The sequence below is a fragment of the Synechococcus sp. CCY 9618 genome (assembly GCF_019038415.1).
GTDB lineage: Bacteria > Cyanobacteriota > Cyanobacteriia > PCC-6307 > Cyanobiaceae > Cyanobium.
In genome coordinates, this window is the sequence record NZ_JAFKRG010000019.1 from 35,297 (window position 1) to 52,157 (window position 16,861).

Annotated in this window: 16 protein-coding genes, 1 tRNA gene and 1 other RNA gene; 8 read left to right on the plus strand and 10 right to left on the minus strand. The window is 69.1% G+C overall.

Features of this window, described 5'->3' with window-relative positions; genetic code table 11:
* Nucleotides 1-14 precede the first annotated feature (14 nt).
* A complete protein-coding gene (gene rimM / locus KUG41_RS05270; RefSeq protein ID WP_254216878.1) occupies nucleotides 15-560 on the minus strand; it encodes a ribosome maturation factor RimM in 546 nt (181 codons plus the stop codon).
* A 148-nt stretch (nucleotides 561-708) separates the two neighbouring features.
* On the opposite strand from rimM, the gene KUG41_RS05275 reads away from it, so the two are divergent.
* Nucleotides 709-912, plus strand: coding sequence for an NAD(P)H dehydrogenase subunit NdhS (locus tag KUG41_RS05275; protein WP_371734033.1), 204 nt, complete (start codon nucleotides 709-711; stop codon nucleotides 910-912).
* Here KUG41_RS05275 and rnc read toward each other — a convergent pair.
* The 4 genes from rnc to KUG41_RS05295 all read right to left on the minus strand — a co-directional run bounded on the left by rnc (nucleotide 890) and on the right by KUG41_RS05295 (nucleotide 3,753).
* Entirely contained in the window at nucleotides 890-1,645 is a 756-nt protein-coding gene (gene rnc, locus KUG41_RS05280; RefSeq protein ID WP_216901818.1) for a ribonuclease III, read from the minus strand. The two genes, KUG41_RS05275 and rnc, sit on opposite strands and share 23 nt — an antisense overlap.
* A gap of 12 nt (nucleotides 1,646-1,657) precedes the next feature.
* Nucleotides 1,658-2,086, minus strand: an RNA gene (gene rnpB / locus KUG41_RS05285) — RNase P RNA component class A.
* 5 nt (nucleotides 2,087-2,091) lie between these two features.
* Nucleotides 2,092-2,898, minus strand: a complete 807-nt coding sequence (locus KUG41_RS05290; RefSeq protein ID WP_216901820.1) for an HpsJ family protein — start codon at nucleotides 2,896-2,898, stop codon at nucleotides 2,092-2,094.
* A 135-nt stretch (nucleotides 2,899-3,033) separates the two neighbouring features.
* Nucleotides 3,034-3,753, minus strand: coding sequence for a hypothetical protein (locus tag KUG41_RS05295; RefSeq protein ID WP_216901822.1), 720 nt, complete (start codon nucleotides 3,751-3,753; stop codon nucleotides 3,034-3,036).
* A 320-nt stretch (nucleotides 3,754-4,073) separates the two neighbouring features.
* Here KUG41_RS05295 and KUG41_RS05300 point away from each other — a divergent pair.
* From KUG41_RS05300 to KUG41_RS05310, 3 genes are all read left to right on the plus strand, one after another.
* A tRNA-Arg gene (locus KUG41_RS05300) sits at nucleotides 4,074-4,147 on the plus strand.
* An 85-nt stretch (nucleotides 4,148-4,232) separates the two neighbouring features.
* The gene (locus KUG41_RS05305; protein ID WP_216901824.1) at nucleotides 4,233-4,550 is read left to right on the plus strand and encodes a hypothetical protein; all 318 of its coding nucleotides are present in this window, start codon (nucleotides 4,233-4,235) and stop codon (nucleotides 4,548-4,550) included.
* A 37-nt stretch (nucleotides 4,551-4,587) separates the two neighbouring features.
* Nucleotides 4,588-5,067, plus strand: coding sequence for a hypothetical protein (locus tag KUG41_RS05310; RefSeq protein ID WP_216901826.1), 480 nt, complete (start codon nucleotides 4,588-4,590; stop codon nucleotides 5,065-5,067).
* Between the two features lie 9 nt (nucleotides 5,068-5,076).
* On the opposite strand, the gene KUG41_RS05315 is transcribed toward KUG41_RS05310, so the two are convergent.
* On the minus strand, nucleotides 5,077-7,638 hold the full coding sequence (locus KUG41_RS05315; protein WP_216902015.1) for a glycogen/starch/alpha-glucan phosphorylase: 2,562 nt from the start codon (nucleotides 7,636-7,638) through the stop codon (nucleotides 5,077-5,079).
* A 169-nt stretch (nucleotides 7,639-7,807) separates the two neighbouring features.
* Here KUG41_RS05315 and KUG41_RS05320 point away from each other — a divergent pair, with 169 nt between their 5' ends.
* Nucleotides 7,808-9,157, plus strand: a complete 1,350-nt coding sequence (locus KUG41_RS05320; RefSeq protein ID WP_216901828.1) for a cation:proton antiporter — start codon at nucleotides 7,808-7,810, stop codon at nucleotides 9,155-9,157.
* A 21-nt stretch (nucleotides 9,158-9,178) separates the two neighbouring features.
* Here the strand turns inward: KUG41_RS05320 and KUG41_RS05325 are convergent, their stop codons facing one another.
* Nucleotides 9,179-9,505 carry a hypothetical protein gene (locus KUG41_RS05325; protein ID WP_216901830.1) on the minus strand — a complete coding sequence of 109 codons (327 nt, stop codon included), beginning with the start codon at nucleotides 9,503-9,505 and terminating at the stop codon, nucleotides 9,179-9,181.
* Between the two features lie 78 nt (nucleotides 9,506-9,583).
* On the opposite strand from KUG41_RS05325, the gene KUG41_RS05330 reads away from it, so the two are divergent.
* Both KUG41_RS05330 and KUG41_RS05335 read left to right on the plus strand, forming a co-directional pair.
* Nucleotides 9,584-10,489 carry an alpha/beta fold hydrolase gene (locus KUG41_RS05330; protein ID WP_216901832.1) on the plus strand — a complete coding sequence of 302 codons (906 nt, stop codon included), beginning with the start codon at nucleotides 9,584-9,586 and terminating at the stop codon, nucleotides 10,487-10,489.
* A gap of 34 nt (nucleotides 10,490-10,523) precedes the next feature.
* On the plus strand, nucleotides 10,524-11,387 hold the full coding sequence (locus tag KUG41_RS05335; protein ID WP_216901834.1) for a galactose mutarotase: 864 nt from the start codon (nucleotides 10,524-10,526) through the stop codon (nucleotides 11,385-11,387).
* On the opposite strand, the gene KUG41_RS05340 is transcribed toward KUG41_RS05335, so the two are convergent.
* The gene (locus KUG41_RS05340; protein WP_371734035.1) at nucleotides 11,366-12,595 is read right to left on the minus strand and encodes an FAD-binding oxidoreductase; all 1,230 of its coding nucleotides are present in this window, start codon (nucleotides 12,593-12,595) and stop codon (nucleotides 11,366-11,368) included. The two genes, KUG41_RS05335 and KUG41_RS05340, sit on opposite strands and share 22 nt — an antisense overlap.
* A gap of 14 nt (nucleotides 12,596-12,609) precedes the next feature.
* Here KUG41_RS05340 and KUG41_RS05345 point away from each other — a divergent pair, with 14 nt between their 5' ends.
* A complete protein-coding gene (locus KUG41_RS05345) occupies nucleotides 12,610-14,049 on the plus strand; it encodes a four-carbon acid sugar kinase family protein (RefSeq protein ID WP_216901836.1) in 1,440 nt (479 codons plus the stop codon).
* Here the strand turns inward: KUG41_RS05345 and KUG41_RS05350 are convergent.
* Nucleotides 14,031-15,368 carry a (Fe-S)-binding protein gene (locus KUG41_RS05350; protein ID WP_216901838.1) on the minus strand — a complete coding sequence of 446 codons (1,338 nt, stop codon included), beginning with the start codon at nucleotides 15,366-15,368 and terminating at the stop codon, nucleotides 14,031-14,033. The two genes, KUG41_RS05345 and KUG41_RS05350, sit on opposite strands and share 19 nt — an antisense overlap.
* 19 nt (nucleotides 15,369-15,387) lie before the next feature.
* Complete coding sequence (locus tag KUG41_RS05355) at nucleotides 15,388-16,818, minus strand: NADP-dependent isocitrate dehydrogenase (protein WP_216901840.1); 1,431 nt, start codon at nucleotides 16,816-16,818, stop codon at nucleotides 15,388-15,390.
* Nucleotides 16,819-16,861 lie beyond the last annotated feature (43 nt).

Genomic DNA, 16,861 nt, shown 5'->3' on the forward strand with positions numbered 1-16,861 from the left:
GGGGTCGGCAGGCCTCAGAGGTCCAGCAGGCCCGGCGGCGGAGTGAGGCCGATCCAGCCCTCCGCCAGGTTCACTTCCGGCACGATGGCCTCCACGAAAGGGATCAGCAGCCGTCGGGATGGGGACGGACTGCCGCCTGCCTCCCCTGGCCCCGGGGCCAGCTCCACCTCCAGCAGGTCGTTGCCCGCATGGATCAGGTCGGTCACCGTGCCCACCGCGACGGTGGGATCCGCCAGCAGGCGCACCTGCAGCCCCACCAGATCGAGCAGGTGGAATTCCCCCGGCTCCAGGGCCGGGCGGTCGCTGGCCGGCACCAGCAGGTGCTGACCCACCAGGGCTTCGGCGGCGGTGCGGTCGCTGATGCCTTCGAGCCGCAGCACGAACAGGCTCTTGCCCGGCACGGGCCGCCCGGCCAGCAGCCGCACCCGCTGCGGCGCGCCCCGGGGGGCCTGCAGCCAGCGCTCGCCTGGACGGGTGAAACGCTCCGGGAAGTCGCTGAGGGGAAGCAGGCGCGCTTCGCCGCCCATACCCTGGGCCGCCACAAAGCGCCCCACCACCATCAGCTCCCCAGGGTCGTCCCCTGGCCCTTCGATCCCGGTGTCGGCCACGGCCTGCAGGTTTCCGTCGGGGCGCATCATCGCCCCCCGGCCCGGCGGGTGACTGCGGGCACTCCGGCGGGAAAGCCCGGTGCCGATAATGGATCGACTGATGGCCCCGATTGCGGGCTCCGCCATGGCCAGCCTCCCGATCCTGCCCGGCTCCACCGTGGTGGTGCGCGACCCCCGCTCCATCTACAACGGCTATCAGGGCTTCGTGCAGCGCATCAGCGGAGCCATGGCCGCTGTGCTGTTCGAGGGAGGCAACTGGGACAAGCTGGTGACCGTGCCCCTCAGCACCCTCGAGCAGGCCTGAGCTCCAGCGCGGCCAGGGCTGCCCGGGCCGCCTGCTGTTCGGCCTCCCGTCGGGAGCCCCCGCGGCCCTCACCGCTGAGGCCGGCCGCCAGCACCCTGCATTCGAAGCGCTCCGGATCGCCATGCACTCGGCTCCGCTCCCGGCAGCTGTAGGTAGGCAGCCCCTGGCCCTGACCCTGGCTCCATTCCTGCAGGGCCGATTTCCAGTTGTGGCGCAGGGGGTCGGCCAGAAGCTCGGCGGCGCTGCGCTGCCAGTGGGGGCTGAGCCAGCGCTGCACGACCCCGAGGCCCCCCTGCGCGCCGCCCCCCAAGGTGTAGATCGCTCCCACCAGGGCTTCGCAGCATTCGGCCCGCACGGTGGAGCGGCCGGCCTGGTCCCCGGCGGCCATCGGCCCGAGCAGCAGCCGGGGTTCGAGGTCGATGGCGACGGCCAGGTCATTCAGCCAGCGGTCGCTCACCAGCTGGGCCCGCAGGGAGGAGGTGTCCCCCACGCTCAGGGAGGGATGGTGGCGGCCCAGGAACTCGGCCGCCGCCAGGCGCAGCACCGCATCGCCGAGGAACTCCAGCCGGTCGTGGTGGCGGTGCAGGCCGGTGGAGCTGTGGGTGAGGGCCTCATCCAGGGTGGCCAGGGCGGTGGCGGCGTCGCCCGGGTCGGTGGGCAGAAATCCGGATGCGGCGCCGAGCCCCAGGCTGTCCAGAAAGGCCAGGAGCTGCCGGCGGCGCTGGGGTGTCATCGCGGGGGCAAGGGGGGAAAGCAGGACGTAAGCCGGGTTCTGTTCTCCCCTGCCCTCGGCGGTGCCGGCGGCAGGGGGGGTGATCATCTGTCTGGGACCGCCGTTACCGGCGGCCTCGAGCGGCGCATGGGAATCGGGACGGGGAAGATGGCCAACCGCTGTCCCTGGGCCTTGCTCCCAGCCGGGGTTTACCGAGCCGGCACCTCTCGATGCCGCTGGTGCGCTCTTACCGCACCCTTGCACCCTTGCCTGTGCACCGGGCAGGGCGAACCTGTCCCGGGAGCCATCGGCGGTGTGTTTCTGTGGCACTGTCCTCACGGTCACCCGCACTGGGCGTTACCCAGCAGGCCTGGCCATTGGGGAGCCCGGACTTTCCTCAACCGGCCGCGGCGGTTGCCCGAGGGCGACGCCGCACCGATCGCGATCACCTCGCCTGCTTTCCAGCGTCACTTTACGGAGCCAGCCCGCTTGGCTTCGCTGCCACTGCCGCTGCGGCGACGGCCGCCCCCTCCGATCACCGCCAGCCCCTGGTTCAGCAGGGTGGGATCACCCGGGCGGCGCTGGGCGAAGGCGGCGAAACCGATCGCCACCAGCAGGGTCTTGAGGCAGTTGCTGGTCGCCTCGCCAAGGAAGTTCTGCCAGCGCTGGGAGCTGGCCTCGGCGCTCTGGTAACGGAGGGCGTTGAAACGGGAATCGACGTTGGTCAGCAGCTGTTCCTTCAGCACGGGCAGAGGGATGTCGAGCTTGTCGGGCAGCCGGACCGGCTGGGGCAGGGTGGCGAGCAGGGAGCGCAACTCCTGCTCACTGGTGGTGGCCTGGAGCTGCGTCTTGAATGTGTTCCACTGGGCCTGCAACTGGGCCTCCTGGCCGGACTTCTGGCGCAGGAGACGGACACCGGCATGGAGCTGAACGGGGACCAGCAGCAGATAAAGAATGGCCGCCCAGGTACTCAGGCTTCGCAGCAGTTTCACCCGGCTGATCAGCTGCTTGCTGGCGCCAGTGGACGATCTGGCCAGGCAGAGCAGCAGCAGGCCGATCAACAGGAAGGGGCCGGAGGTGCTGAAGGCTCCGGACGCCCGCAGTTGCCATTCTGGATCCACAAGCCTGAGCGGCAGACAGGCGAACAGAAGGACGATGAGGCCATAGGCGACCAGCACCAGCCCGGTGGTGGAGAGCAACTCTGCGATGTCCATCTGGCTGCGCTTGTCCCTGTCGAAGGGCGTCAGGAGCTGTTCCTTCGTCGCGCTGTCCATGGGCGTGGCTGATGTCAAGGAAACTTAGCGGCGTTGCGGCTTTTGTCTGGATCTGGCTGATCGGGCCCACGATTCGTGATGCAAAAAAAAGCCCCCTGCCGAAGCAAGGGGGGCGATGGAACTGAAGCAGATCGCTCAGGCGGTCTGGCGGATGCGACGGCGAAGTTTGCGGGACATACCGAAGGCAGCGCCTGCTCCGAGAATGGGCAGTGGGCCGGGAACGGATTCGCCGGGAGGCTGGGGAGGAGCATCCAGCCGAATCACCGTGTTGTTGAAACTGCTCACGGAGTTGTCGGGTTCATCATCCACCGAGAGGAATGAAACGAAATCGGCTGAAATGACGGGGGTGCCGAAGAAACCTGGAGTTTCAATGGCCGGGCCGCCATTGACTCTGATTACACTTGCAATTATGGGGTCACCCAGAGGACCTTCACCTGGAGCAACGAGGGTCGGAAAGGCGTCCAAAATCTGGAGGAAGGAAGGGTTGGTGCTGTTTCGGTCAGGAGTTGCTCCAGTTGATATGCTCGCAATCCTATTGCCCGTCCCAATAGCGTCGAACACCGTCATAGAGTAAGCGAACTCATAATCAGATCCCGGCACGAAAGAGTCGCCCTGCTGAGGGGAGACTGAAATGGTGAAAAAGGGTGCTGAGTCGGTGAACGTGTAAGTGGCAAAGCGTAGGACTTCGGAGTCAGACTTGTTGACAAAGCTGCTGTAAACGTTGCCGCCGATGATGCAGGAGTAATTCTGGGAGAAAATCGTGTCGCCGGACTGGACGGCGCATTGTTCGGCCGGCGGGGCATTGCCCGGGATGGGATTAGCTCGGGCTGGCGATCCAGACAGGAAGGACGCCACCAGACCTGCGGAAAGTGCGACCCCAAGGCTCATGGGCGTTCTGAGCGAAGGCATGATGAGAGGCCGACAAAATGGAAACTTCTGACGAAATGCTACCACCTCTCACCCAATTCACAGAATGCGCTTCCCCCGGTCTGGGGATCAGCACAAAAAGCACGGCGCCTGCCGGGTGTCGGAAGCTGGCTGGCGCCAGGGGCTGAGCTCGGTTTCGCCGGCGGCTCCGCTGAGGTCAGGCACCGCTGCAGGGATCATGGCTTGCCGCCGCATGCGAGGGATCAGGGTGCCGACATGTCGGGCCGCCACGCATAATCGGGGAACCGGGGGCTGTAGCTCAGCCGGATAGAGCGACGGTTTCCTAAACCGTAGGTCGTGGGTTCGAGTCCCGCCAGCCCCGTGGGTTTCTCCTCTCCTCCTCTACTGATGGTGGGATTTTCCGGGATGGACACCGTCGCTAGCGTGGCTCCAGTCGTCACCGCCGGATGACCCAGCTTCACGACCTGCGCCTGCGGCTGCTGGTGCAGCAGGAGAGCGAACGCATCGCCGACACCCAGCCCGACGATCTGGATCTCTCGGTGGTGCAGGCCCGTTGTCTCTGCTGGCTGGCTTTGCTGGCCGAAGCCCACGAGGAGCAGGCTGGCGACGCGGAACGCCGGGGCGATGTGGAGCAGGCCATGGGCTGGTTTGCCGATTCGATGCGGCTGCGGGACGTGATCCAGGTGGTGAGTTCAATCGAAATCCCCCTTCCGGCCGTCAGTGATCACTCCGATCACCGTGATCAGGGCCCCCTGGCGGCCTGACGATGCCATGATGGTCATTGAATGAAGAAGGGACGCGGTGCCAGAAGAGCCCTGCCAATGTCCTGATTGCCAGCGGTTCTATCGGGAACATGACCGGTTGATCCGCGAGAATCCCAGTCTCCGCCAGCAGCAGGAGCTGAACTGGGCGGCGTTGCAGTCGTTCCGCACCCTCGCCGGGCGGGTGCTTGAGGAACTGCAGAAGCAGCATGGCGAAGGGGAGCCTTCCTCGCCCCCGGCTGCCACGGAATCCGGAGCCCAGGCTGTCGCCGGCGGCGGCTCCCCGGACAGTGATGCCATCCAGCAGGCCATGGCCGATCTGGAGAACATCAACGCTCACCTGTTCTCCATCGAAGCGCTGATGGAGCGCATCTTCGACGTGCGCGTGCCCGAGCCGGTGGAGCAGACCTTCCGTGAAGTGGCCGGGGAACTTGCCCCCGACCCCCTCAATGCCGATCGGCTGCGCCTCAACCGGCTGTTGCACCAGACCCCGGACCTGCCGGACCACCGGGGCGGCTGAGGCCCTTGCTCACTGGGGAGCGGGAAGCCTCCTACCCTTGGCAGGAGCATCGCTGATCTCGCAGGTGATGGCCACGGGGAATTCCTCGGCGCGCCAGATCCGCTCGGCGTACTCCCGGATCGAGCGATCGGAGGAGAACAGGCCGCTGCGGGCCGTGTTCAGCAGCGACATCCGGTTCCAGCGGCTGCGGTCGGACCAGGCGCTGCTCACCTCCCGCTGGGCCTGCAGATAGGCCTCAAAGTCGGCAAGGACGAAGAAGGGATCGCGGCCGGTGAGGTTGTCCAGCAGGGGGCGGAACAGTTCCGTGTCGCCGTTGCTGAAGTGGCCGTGCTCGATCAGGTTCAGCACCTCTGCCAGTTCCGGGGTGGAGGCGATCCACTCCCAGGGCCGGTAGCCCTCCTGGCGCAGGGCGGCGATGCCTTCGGTGGTGCGGCCGAAGAGGTAGAAGTTGTCTTCTCCCACCTGCTCGCGGATTTCCACGTTGGCGCCGTCGAGGGTGCCGATGGTGAGCGCGCCGTTCATCATGAATTTCATGTTGCCGGTGCCGGAGGCCTCCAGGCCGGCGGTGGAGATCTGCTCGGAGAGATCGGCGGCGGGATAGACCCGTTCGCCCAGCTTCACGTTGTAGTCGGCCAGGAAGATCACCCGCAGCCGCCCGTCCATGTCGGGGTCGGCGTTGACCACCTCGGCGATGCCGTTGATGAAGCGGATGATCAGCTTGGCCATGGCGTAGCCGGGGGCGGCCTTGCCGCCGAAGATCACCGTGCGCGGGGCCATGCCGTCGGCCAGGCCGTTCTTGATCCGCAGGTACTGGGCGATCACCTGCAGGGCATTGAGGTGCTGGCGCTTGTACTCGTGGATGCGCTTCACCTGCACGTCGAACATCGATGCCGGATCCACCAGCACACCCGTGTGGCGATGGATGTAGTTGGTGAGGTGGCGCTTCACCGACAGCTTGGTGGCCCCCCAGTGCTCCAGGAAGCCGCTGTCGTCGGCGAAGCGCTCCAGCTGGCGCAGTTCGTCGAGGTTGCGTACCCAGCTGGTGCCGATGGTCTCGTCGAGCAGGGCCGAGAGCTGGGGATTGGCCAGGGCCACCCAGCGGCGCGGCGTGACGCCATTGGTGACATTGGTGAACTTCTCCGGCCACAGGGCGGCGAACTCAGGGAACAGGTCCGTCTTCACCAGTTCGCTGTGCAGGGCCGCCACCCCGTTGACGTGGTGGGAGCCGATGGTGGCCAGGTGGGCCATGCGCACAGCCTTGCCGCCGGCTTCATCGATGATCGAGAGGCGGCGAAGCACGCCGTCGTTGCCTGGGTACTTGAGGCGCACCTGCTGGAGAAAGCGGCGATTGATCTCGAAGATCAGCTCCAGGTGGCGGGGCAGCAGCGACCCGAACAGCTCCAGGCCCCATTTCTCGAGGGCCTCGGGCAGCAGGGTGTGGTTGGTGTAGGAGAGGCAGGCGGTGGTGATGGCCCAGGCGGTGTCCCACTCCAGATGCTTGTCGTCGAGGAGGAGCCGCATGAGCTCGGCGACGGCGATGGAGGGGTGGGTGTCGTTGAGCTGGACGGCCCAGTGCTCGGGAAACTCCGTGATGGGGATGCCGCGGGCATCGAGGCTGCGGATCATGTCCTGCAGGGAGCAGCTGACGAAGAAGTGCTGCTGCTTGAGCCGCAGCTGGCGGCCCCTGGCGGTGCCGTCGTTGGGGTAGAGCACCTTGCAGAGGGTTTCGGAGCCCACCTTCTCTTCCACGGCGCCGTAGTAGTCGCCGCTGTTGAAGGCGTAGAAATCGAAGGATTCGGTGGCATCGGCCCGCCAGAGGCGCAGCCGGTCGCAGGTGTTGACCCGATAGCCCAGCACTGGCACGTCGTGGGGAACGCCGATGGCATGCTCGGAGGGGATCCAGCGCACCCGGTAGGCGCCGTGCTGGTCGCGGTAGCTCTCGGTGTGGCCGCCGAAGCCGACGAAACAGGCCTGGTCCGGGTGGGGGATCTCCCAGGGCCAGCCGGCCTTGAGCCATTTGTCGGTGATTTCCACCTGCCAGCCGTCGCGGATCAGCTGGTCGAAGATGCCGAACTCGTAGCGGATGCCGTAGCCGGTGGCGGGGATCTCCAGGGAGGCCAGGGATTCCAGGAAGCAGGCGGCCAGGCGACCCAGTCCGCCATTCCCCAGGCCCGGCTCCTCCTCCACGTCGAGGATCTCCTCGATGTCGTTGATGCCGAACTGCTTGAGGGCCTCGGCCGCTTCCTTCTGGATGCCGAGCATCAGCAGGTTGTTGCCGAGTTGCGGCCCGATCAGGAATTCGGCGGAGAGATAGGCGACGATCCGTTTCGGGTTGGCGCCGATCGCCTCGATGCCCGCCAGGTAGCGGGTCATCAGCCGGTCACGCACGGCGTAGCTCAGCGCCATGTAGAGATCGTGCCGGCTGGCGCTGGGGGCGAGCTTGCCGAGCGTGTAGAAGAGGTGCTCGGTCATGCCGTCGAACACGTCCGTCGCCGTCAGGCCGCTGCGATCGGGGTCCGCGAAGCACCCGGGGGTGGGCAGGCTCAGGATGCGGGGCTGGTGGTCGGTCATGGCGGTCGGCGCGCGGGGGTCCTTCAGGCGCAAGCCCTCCAGTGCGTTCCCAGACCGTAGCGGTGGTTGCCGTTTTTCCCGCCCGACCTGTACGGAGATCAGCAAGGGCACACCAGCCCGGCGTCCCTGCCACTAACGTCCTAGCCGCATCGATGACCTCTCCCCCTTCATGCTCGCGCCCACCCTTCTGCTCGAGGTCGACAACACCCAGATCGAAACGGTGGAGACGTTGCTGGGCGTGGGCCGGTACATGGTGATCTTCATCGTGGCCCGCGCCCTGGCCGAACTGATGGTCCGCCTCAAGCTGCCCACGATCCTCGGGGAGCTGGTGGCCGGCGTCCTGATCGGCGTCACAGGGCTGCATCTGATCCTGCCCCCGGCCGTGCACGCCGAGCTCAACCAGGGGATGCTCGACCTGATCGCCAGCTGCTCAGGGGTCACCCCCGAGGACGTGGTCGAGGTCTACAACGAGAGTTTCCCCTCCCTGGAGGCCACCTCCAAGCTCGGCCTCTACGCCCTGCTGTTCCTCACGGGCCTGGAGAGCGAACTCGACGAGCTGATGGCGGTGGGCAAGCAGGCGACCACCGTGGCCCTTACCGGCGTGATCCTCCCCTTCGCCCTGGGGACCGCCGGCCTCTATTACCTCTTCCATGTGCCGCTGTTCCCGGCGGTGTTCGCCGGTGCGGCCATGACCGCCACCAGCATCGGCATCACCGCCAGCGTCTTCGGTGAGCTGAAGTTTCTCAAGACCCGTGAAGGTCAGACCGTGATCGGCGCCGCCGTTCTCGACGACATCTTCGGCATCGTCATCCTGGCGGTGGTGGTGGCGCTCGCCGGCGATGGCGTTCTCTCCGCCGGTCCGATCCTGAAGCTGGTGCTGGCCGCGGCCGTGTTCGTCGCGGTGGCCCTGTTCCTGAGCCGCACCGCCGCCCCCGCCTTCGACTGGATCCTCGATCGGCTCAAGGCCCCCGGTGAGGTGGTGGTGGCTGGTTTCGTGGTGCTGGGCTTCTGCAGTTTCGCTGCCGAGGCCATCGGCCTGGAGGCCGCCCTGGGGGCCTTCGCTGCCGGCCTGATCCTCAGCGCCTCCAAGCACACCCACGCCATCCAGCAGTCGGTGAAGCCCCTGGTGGCCCTGTTCGCCACCGTGTTCTTCGTGCTGATCGGCAGCTCGCTGGACCTTTCGGTGATGAATCCCTTCAACGCCAGCAACCACGAGGGCCTGATCGTCGCCCTGTTCCTGCTGGCCGTGGCCATCGCCGGCAAGGTGGCCTCCGGCTGGAGCTACTTCAGCAAGGAGAAGACCAACCGCCTGGTGGTGGGGCTGGGGATGATGCCCCGCGGCGAGGTGGGCCTGATCTTCCTGGGGCTGGGCAGCCAGGCGGGCATCCTCTCGGCCCCCCTGGAGGCAGCCATCCTGCTGATGGTGATCGGCACCACCTTCCTGGCGCCTCTGCTGCTGCGCCTCGTGCTGGGAGGTGCTGAAGCGCGAGTCGACAAGCCCGCCGAACAGGCGGCCTGATCGCTTTCAGCGCTTGAATGCTCAGCCGCGATCATCGTCCCTGCCCCTTCGGGCGGCCAGGCTGAGCCCCAGTCCCCCCAGCACGGCGATCAGCCCCAGGCTGGCCGCCCAGCTGGGGCCCAGGGCCAAGCTCAGCACCAGCGCCACCGCCAGGCCCACCGCCAACGACAGCAGCAGGCTGCCGCCCACCAGCACGAGTTGCTGCCATCCCTCATCCAGGGGACCCTCGGCCAGGGCCTGCTCGAGCCGGGCCAGCGGGACGCTGAGGGGCAGATAGAGCGCCAGGGCCCAGAGGGCGATCCCCGGCAGCAGCGGACGCAGCACGGAGAGGGTGAAGGCTTCAGACATGGCGGCAGTCGCAGGGGGCAGGGCCGCTCGCTGGCCGTGGTTCCTAGCATCGCTCCTCCCTGAGCCACCACCCTGTCCATGGCTTCCACCCCCGAGTCCCCCTGGCAGTTCCTGGGCCATCGGGTGCACGCCCTGCGGGTGGCACCGCCCGATCCGGTCGGTCCGGCGATCCTGCTTGTCCATGGTTTCGGTGCTTCCACCGACCATTGGCGCTTCAACATTCCCGTGCTGGCCGAGACCCACGAGGTCCATGCCATCGATCTGCTGGGTTTCGGCCGCAGCGCCAAGCCCGCCGGCCTCACCTACGGCGGTGCCCTCTGGCGGGATCAGCTCTGCGCCTATGTGGAGGAGCGGATCGGGCGGCCCACGGTGCTGGTGGGCAACTCTCTCGGGGGCTTCGCGGCCCTGGCGGCCGGCGCCGCCCTGGGGGAGCGGGCCGCTGGGGTGGCCCTGCTGAACGCGGCAGGACCCTTCAGCGACGAACAGGAGCCCCCCCGGGGCTGGGGGGCGATCGCCCGCCGCACCGTCGGGGCGGCCCTGCTGCGCAGCCCCGTGCTGCAGCGGTTGCTGTTCGAAAACATGCGGCGGCCGGCCACGGTGCGACGCACGCTTGAGCAGGTCTACATCGATCGCACCAACGTCGATGACGCCCTGGTGGAGGCCATCCTGCGACCCTCCAGGGATCCCGGCGCCTTCGGGGTGTTCCGCACGGTTTTCGATATCCCCCGCGGCCAGCCTCTCGATGAACTCTTCATCGAACTCAAGGCGCCGCTGCTGCTGCTCTGGGGCATCCGCGACCCCTGGATCAATGCCGCCGGCCGGCGGGCCAGCTTCCAGCGCCATGCCCCACCCCGCACCACCGAGGTGGTGCTCGAGGCCGGCCACTGCCCCCACGATGAGGTGCCCGACCAGGTGAACGCCGTTCTGCTCGACTGGCTGGCGGGCCTCGTGGCCGGCCCCGTTCCGGTGCTGACCGCCGGCTGAATCCTGTCCCAGGCCAGCCCCCATCTCCGCCGCCATGACCCTCCAGCCCGCCTCCGGTTCCTCCCCCGTCCGCCGCTTCACCGACCCCGCCACGGGCGATGGACTCACCCTCGTGCCGGAGCGGGGCGGGCTGCTCACCGGCTGGCAGTGCGGCGGCCGCGAGGTCCTCTACTTCGATGCCGAACGCTTCGCTGATCCGGCGAAGTCGGTGCGGGGGGGGATGCCGGTGCTGTTCCCGATCTGCGGCAACCTGCCCGACGACCTGCTCGTGCTGCCCCAGGGCCGCTTTCCCCTGGCCCAGCACGGCTTCGCCCGGGATCTGCCCTGGTCGGTGGCCCCGCTGCCGGCGGGTGACGGGGTGGTGATGCGCCTGGAGGATGGCCCCCTCAGCCGCCCCCATTACCCCTTCGCCTTCGCCCTGGAGCTGGAGCTGCGACTGCAGCCGCAGAGCCTGGCCATCACCGCCCGGATCCACAACCGGGGCGAGGCCGGCACCTCGGCGCTGCCCTTCAGCCTGGGCCTGCACCCCTACGTCGTCGTGGCTGATCCGGCCCGGGTGCGCCTCGAAGGTCTGCCGTCCGACTGCTTTGACCACCTCACCATGACCCCCGCCGCCACGGCGGCCCAGCTGGCACGGCTGGAGCAGGGGGTCGATTTCCTCTGCCGGGGCTGCGGCCCGGTGCGGCTGGTGGATCCGGCCGGTGGTCGGGCGGTGACGCTGCATCCGGCGGCGCCGATGGATCTGGTGGTGGTGTGGACCGACCCGCCCCGGCCGATGGTCTGCCTGGAGCCCTGGAGCGGCCCCCGGGGAGCCCTGAGCTCCGGAGACCGGCGCCTGGAGGTGGCCCCCGGCGAGGTTCTGGAGCTGGGCTGCCGCTACACCGTGGACAGCCTCTGATCCACCCCGGGCAGCCGTCCAGGGGCCAGCTGCCCGGCCGGATCGAAGCGCTGCTTGATGGCCTCGATCAGCGGACGGGAGGGGGCATCCAGCCAGGCGGGCAGCTGGGCGCCCGGGGGCTGGCGCAGCACGGTGAGGTGGCCGCCGAGGGCAGCGCAGAGCTCGCGCAGGTCGCCCACCTGGCCGGGCGAAACGGCTGCACCGGCCGGCGTGGGGGGGCTCCAGGCCATGCCCAGGCCGCTGCCGGCGGCCATGTCCACCGTCAGACCCTCCAGGGCGGGAGCCTGCATCAGCTGCTCCAGCCTGTCGGGGCTGACGCCGACGCGCAGCAACCAGGCGGGCGCTGTGGCGCTGGCCGTCTCCGTGGCAACGTCCGTGGTGCCGGCACCTCCCCGCGCCAGGGACAGCCAGGCCTGGGTGTGTTCGGCATCAAGCACCCGGGCGCCCAGGCTGCTGCGCTCCTGCAGGCAGCGCACCTGTTCCTCCAGGGTGGCCCCGTCGACGCTGGCCAGGCCCACCAGCAGCAGGGACTCGGCGGGCTGGCCGGCGGTGGCGGCGAGGGGGCCGTTCCACCAGTCGACCCGCTCCGGGCTGAGGCTGGAGCCCAGCAGCCAGCGGCTCAATGCGGCCAGCCCCTCGGCATCGCCCTGGAAGCAGACGCTGCGCCGCAGGGGCGGCCGGGGCAGCGTGCGCAGGGTGAGCTCGGTGATCAGCCCCAGGGAGCCCCAGCTGCCGGTGAACAGCCGCATCAGGTCGTAGCCGGCCACGTTCTTGACCACCTTCCCCCCGGCCCGGGCGCTGACGCCATCGGCCCGCATCAGCTCCAGGCCGATCAGCTGATCCCGCACCCCCAGGTAGCGCTGGCGGTAGCCGCCGGCCAGGCCCCGGGCCACCAGACCGCCGATGCTGCCTGCGGCGGCGCCGCCGCCGTCGCCCCAGGGGGGATCCAGGGCCAGCCACTGCCGGTGGTGGGACAGGACCTCCTGCACCTCCACCAGTGGTGTGCCGGCGGCCACGGTGATCGTGAAATCGCCTGGATTGAACTCCTTCACCCCCCGCAGGCGGGCGGCGCTGATCACGGTGCAGGACCCCTGGATCGGCGGCCCCCAGTCGAGCCGGGAGCCGAGGCCGGCGGGCAGCCAGGTCGCACCGCGCCGGTGCAGGTCCCGCACCAGCTCCTGCAGCTCGCTGGGCTCAGGGCAGATCACGGCACGATGGTGCCATGGCGCAGGCGACCGCTGATCCCGGGGTGGTGCTGAAGATCATCGTCATCGACGACGACCCCACCGGCTCCCAGACGGTGCACGGCTGCCCCCTGCTGCTGCGCTGGGATCGGCAGGCGCTGGCGGCGGGGCTGGCCCATCCCTCGCCGCTGCTGTTCCTGCTGGCCAACACCCGGGCCCTGGCGCCGGCGGCGGCGGCCGAGCGGGTGCGTGAGATCTGCTGTGCCCTGAAGCCAGCTCTGGCGCGGGCCGTGGCCGCCGGCGCCATCGGCGGCTGGCTGGTGGTGAGTCGGGGCGATTCGACCCTGCGGGGCCACTTCCCCCTGGAGGTGGAGGTGATCGCCGCGGAACTCGGTCCCTTCGATGCCACCCTGCTGGTGCCGGCCTTCCTGGAGGGGGGGCGCACCACCGTGGATGGGGTCCACCTGCTGAAGGGGCGGCCGGTGCACGAGAGCCCCTTCGGCCGTGATCGCCTCTTCGGCTACGGCACCAGCTACCTGCCGGACTGGGTGGCTGAAAAGAGTGGCGGTCGCATCCCGGCCGCCAGCGTGGAGCGCATCGGCCGGCAGGAACTGGAGGGTGGCGGTGCTGTCCTCCGCCGCCACCTGGCGGAGCTGGAGGGCAATGTCTGTGTGGCGGTGGATGGGGCCTCGCACCGGCAGCTGACGGCCCTGGCGGCGGCGGTGCGGGCCCTGGCGGTCCCGGAAGGATCCGCGGCACCCAGCGGCCAAGGGCGGCCCCGCCGTTTCCTGTTCCAGAGCGCCGCCAGCCTGATCCAGGCCCTGGCGGCGCTGCCCCCCCAGCCCCTGCCTCCGGCGGCCCTGGCGGGTCTGCGCCGCCGGGCCGGCACCACGTCGTTGCCGGGACTGGTGCTGGTGGGCTCCCATGTGCCCCTGGCTGATGCCCAGCTGGAGCGCCTGTTGGCCGAGCCCGGCTGCGTCGGGGTGGAGCTGGACGTGGCCCGGGTGCAGCGGGTGCTGGAGGGTCCGGAGCCCCGGCTGCTGCTGGCTTCCCTGGAGCAGGCCTGGAGGCAGCGGCTGGCGGCGGTGCTGGCCGACGGCCGAACACCGGTGCTGTTCACCAGCCGAGGTGAGGCCCGCTGTCGTCACCCGGAGGAACGGCGGGTCCTGGGCCAGGCCCTGGCGGGGCTGATGGCCAGGCTGGCGGCTGCCCTGGCGCCGGAGCTCGGCTACGTGATCAGCAAGGGGGGCATCACCACCCACACCCTGCTGGCCGATGGGCTGGGTCTGGAGACGGTGGAGTTGCAGGGGCAGCTGCTGCCGGGGCTGTCGCTCGTGCTGGCCGGACCCGGCGGGGACCCTGACCGGAAAGCGGGAGAGGCGCGGTTGCCGGTGCTCACCTTCCCGGGCAATCTCGGCGAGGCCGGAACCCTGCGGGAGGCCTGGGGGTGGATGGAGGGTCAGTCGGGGGGGGTGTAGCTGCGAACAAGCAGCTCCAGGGGGTGAACCACCGGCAGGGGACGGTGCTGACCTCCCATGGCCTGGCGGATCTGCAGGGTGCAGCCGATGTTGGCGCTCACCGCCAGCTCGGCGCCGGTGCCCGAGAGATCGGCCGCCTTGATGCGGCCCAGTTCTGCCGCCTCCTCGGGCTGGATGAGGTTGTAGATGCCGGCGCTGCCGCAGCACACCCCGGCCTCGGTCGCCTCCCGGATCCGCACATGGGGGATCCGGCCCAGCAGGCGGCGCGGCTGGGCCTGCAGGCCCTGACCGTGGAGCTGGTGGCAGGCGTCGTGGTACGCGAGCTCCAGGGGGCGCTCGGCACTGGCGGGGGTGCCGTCGGCGTGGGGGAGGGGCTGCAGGGCCGCCTGGAAGTCCTCGCTGAGGCCCACCGCGTCGAGGAACTCCTGGATGTCGGCCACCTTCCCCACCAGGGGGTGCTGGCTGCCGAGGATCTCCCCGTACTTCTTGAGGGTGTGGCCGCAGCCCGAGGCGGCCACCAGCAGGGCGTCGAGGGGCTCCGGGCCCGCCGCTTTCCCCGGCCCGATCACCGCCGCGAAGCTCTCCATCAGGGCTGAGGCCAGCTCCCGGGTCTGTTCCAGTTCCCCCTGATGGTGCGTCATGGCGCCGCAGCAGCCCTGGCCGGGGGGGATCACCACCTCGATGCCGTTGGCGGCCAGCACCTGGATGGCGGCGGTGTTCACGGCCGGATCGAACAGCCGCTGCACGCAGCCCAGCACCAGCCCCACCCGCTGGCGGCGTGGTCCCAGGGCCGGCACCAGCACGGGCAGGTCGTCGCGGAAGGCCTCCTCCGCCAGGGGCGGCAGCAGCTTCTCCATCGCCGCGATCTGGGGCCCGAACAGGCGGGTGAGGCCGCTGCGGCGCGCCAGGGCCTGCAGGGGCGTGCCGGCGTAGAGCCGCAGCGGCCGCAGCACCGCCCGCAGCCGTTGGGGATAGGGCAGCAGGGCGAAGAGCAGGCGCCGGAAGGCCCGCTGGGCCGGGCTGCGCAGCTCGGGTGCATTCAGCAGCGGCCGGGCCTGTTCGATCAGCTGGTCGTAGCGCACCCCCGCCGGACAGGCGGTGACACAGGCGAAGCAGCCCAGGCAGCTGTCGAAATGCTTCGCCACCGTGGCATCCAGTTCCAGCTCCCCGGCGTTGATGGCCTTGAGGGCGTGGATCCGCCCTCGGGGGGAATCCATCTCCGTGGCCAGCACCCGGTAGCTGGCGCAGCTGGGCAGGCAGAAGCCGCAGTGGACGCAGGGGTCGGCCGCGATGAAGGCTTCGGCAGGGGTACCGCTCATGGCGTCCAGTGTGCCGGGCTCACCCCCCGAAGTGGCGCACCACCGCTTCGGCGAAGCCGGAGCAGCTCACGGCCTCGGCACGGGGTTCCATCAGCCGGGCCAGGTCGTAGGTGACCTCCTTGTTGGCGATCGCGGCGCTGATCCCGGCGGTGATCAGGTCGGCGGCCTCCTGCCAGCCCATGTATTCGAGCATCATCACGCCGGAGAGGATCACCGAGCCGGGGTTGATGCGGTCGAGGCCGGCGTGCTTGGGGGCCGTGCCGTGGGTGGCCTCGAAGATGGCGGCGCTGTCGCCGATGTTGGCCCCCGGGGCCATGCCAAGGCCGCCCACCACGGCGGCAGCCGCATCGGAGATGTAGTCGCCGTTGAGGTTGAGGGTGCAGAGCACCGAATACTCCTGGGGACGGGTCTGGATCTGCTGGAAGATGCTGTCGGCGATGCGGTCATCGACCATCACCATCTGCTTCCATCTGCCGTCGCCGTGGCTGGAGCCGATGGCGTCGAGCACCCCCTGCACCTCCGCATCCACAGCCGCCTTCTTCTCGGGGGTGAGGCTGTCGTAGCCGGGTTCGATCAGGCGGGCGTTGTCCTCGATGCTCAGGCCCGGCTTCTCCTCCAGGTTGCCCAGGATCCAGCTCTCCCGCTCCGTGATGCACTGGTCGCGGAACTCGCTGGTGGCCAGGTCGTAGCCCCAGTCGCGGAAGGCCCCCTCGGTGAACTTCATGATGTTGCCCTTGTGCACCAGGGTCACGTGGCGCTTGGCGCCCTGAAGGCCGAGGGCATGGAGGATGGCCTTGCGCACATGGCGCTCGGTGCCGGCCTTGCTCACCGGCTTGATGCCGATGCCGGCGCCCTCCGGGATGCGGCGCTTGCCCAGCTTGCCGTTGGCGGGGATCACCGTGTCGTTGAGGTGGGCGATCAGTTCAACGCAGACCGGATCGCTGGCCTCCCACTCGATCCCCATGTAGATGTCCTCGGTGTTCTCCCGGTACACCACCACGTCGAGGTCCTGGGGACGCTTGTGGGGGCTGGGGGTGCCGTCGTAGTAGCGGCAGGGCCGCACACAGCAGTAGAGGTCGAAGATCTGGCGCAGGGCCACGTTGAGGGAGCGGATGCCGCCGCCGATCGGTGTGGTGAGGGGTCCCTTGATCGCCACTCCGTACTGCTCGATCGCTGTCAGGGTGTCCTGGGGCAGGTACTGGTAGGTGCCGTAGAGCTCGCAGGCCTCGTCGCCGGCATAGACCTTGAACCACTCGATGCGGCGCTCGCCGCCGTAGGCCTTGGCCACCGCCGCGTCCAGCACCCGCTGGGTGGCCGGCCAGATGTCCACGCCGGTGCCGTCGCCGCGGATGAAGGGAATGATCGGGTCGTTGGGAACGATCGGCTGGCCGCCCTCGAATCGGATTGCCGTGCCGCTGGCAGGGACGGTGAGCTTCTCGTATGTGGCCATTGCGTCGGCACGAAACACGCGGGCGAGCCTAGGTTTCAGCCAA

Coding starts and splice junctions, on each gene's coding strand:
- KUG41_RS05345 (WP_216901836.1), top strand. CDS start 12,610: ATGGCGCAGGCGACCGCTGATCCCGGGGTGGTGCTGAAGATCATCGTC.
- KUG41_RS05320 (WP_216901828.1), top strand. CDS start 7,808: ATGCTCGCGCCCACCCTTCTGCTCGAGGTCGACAACACCCAGATCGAA.
- KUG41_RS05355 (WP_216901840.1), bottom strand. CDS start 16,818: ATGGCCACATACGAGAAGCTCACCGTCCCTGCCAGCGGCACGGCAATC.
- rimM (WP_254216878.1), bottom strand. CDS start 560: ATGGTGGTGGGGCGCTTTGTGGCGGCCCAGGGTATGGGCGGCGAAGCG.
- rnc (WP_216901818.1), bottom strand. CDS start 1,645: ATGACACCCCAGCGCCGCCGGCAGCTCCTGGCCTTTCTGGACAGCCTG.
- KUG41_RS05330 (WP_216901832.1), top strand. CDS start 9,584: ATGGCTTCCACCCCCGAGTCCCCCTGGCAGTTCCTGGGCCATCGGGTG.
- KUG41_RS05315 (WP_216902015.1), bottom strand. CDS start 7,638: ATGACCGACCACCAGCCCCGCATCCTGAGCCTGCCCACCCCCGGGTGC.
- KUG41_RS05325 (WP_216901830.1), bottom strand. CDS start 9,505: ATGTCTGAAGCCTTCACCCTCTCCGTGCTGCGTCCGCTGCTGCCGGGG.
- KUG41_RS05290 (WP_216901820.1), bottom strand. CDS start 2,898: ATGGACAGCGCGACGAAGGAACAGCTCCTGACGCCCTTCGACAGGGAC.
- KUG41_RS05275 (WP_371734033.1), top strand. CDS start 709: ATGGCCCCGATTGCGGGCTCCGCCATGGCCAGCCTCCCGATCCTGCCC.
- KUG41_RS05335 (WP_216901834.1), top strand. CDS start 10,524: ATGACCCTCCAGCCCGCCTCCGGTTCCTCCCCCGTCCGCCGCTTCACC.
- KUG41_RS05305 (WP_216901824.1), top strand. CDS start 4,233: ATGACCCAGCTTCACGACCTGCGCCTGCGGCTGCTGGTGCAGCAGGAG.
- KUG41_RS05350 (WP_216901838.1), bottom strand. CDS start 15,368: ATGAGCGGTACCCCTGCCGAAGCCTTCATCGCGGCCGACCCCTGCGTC.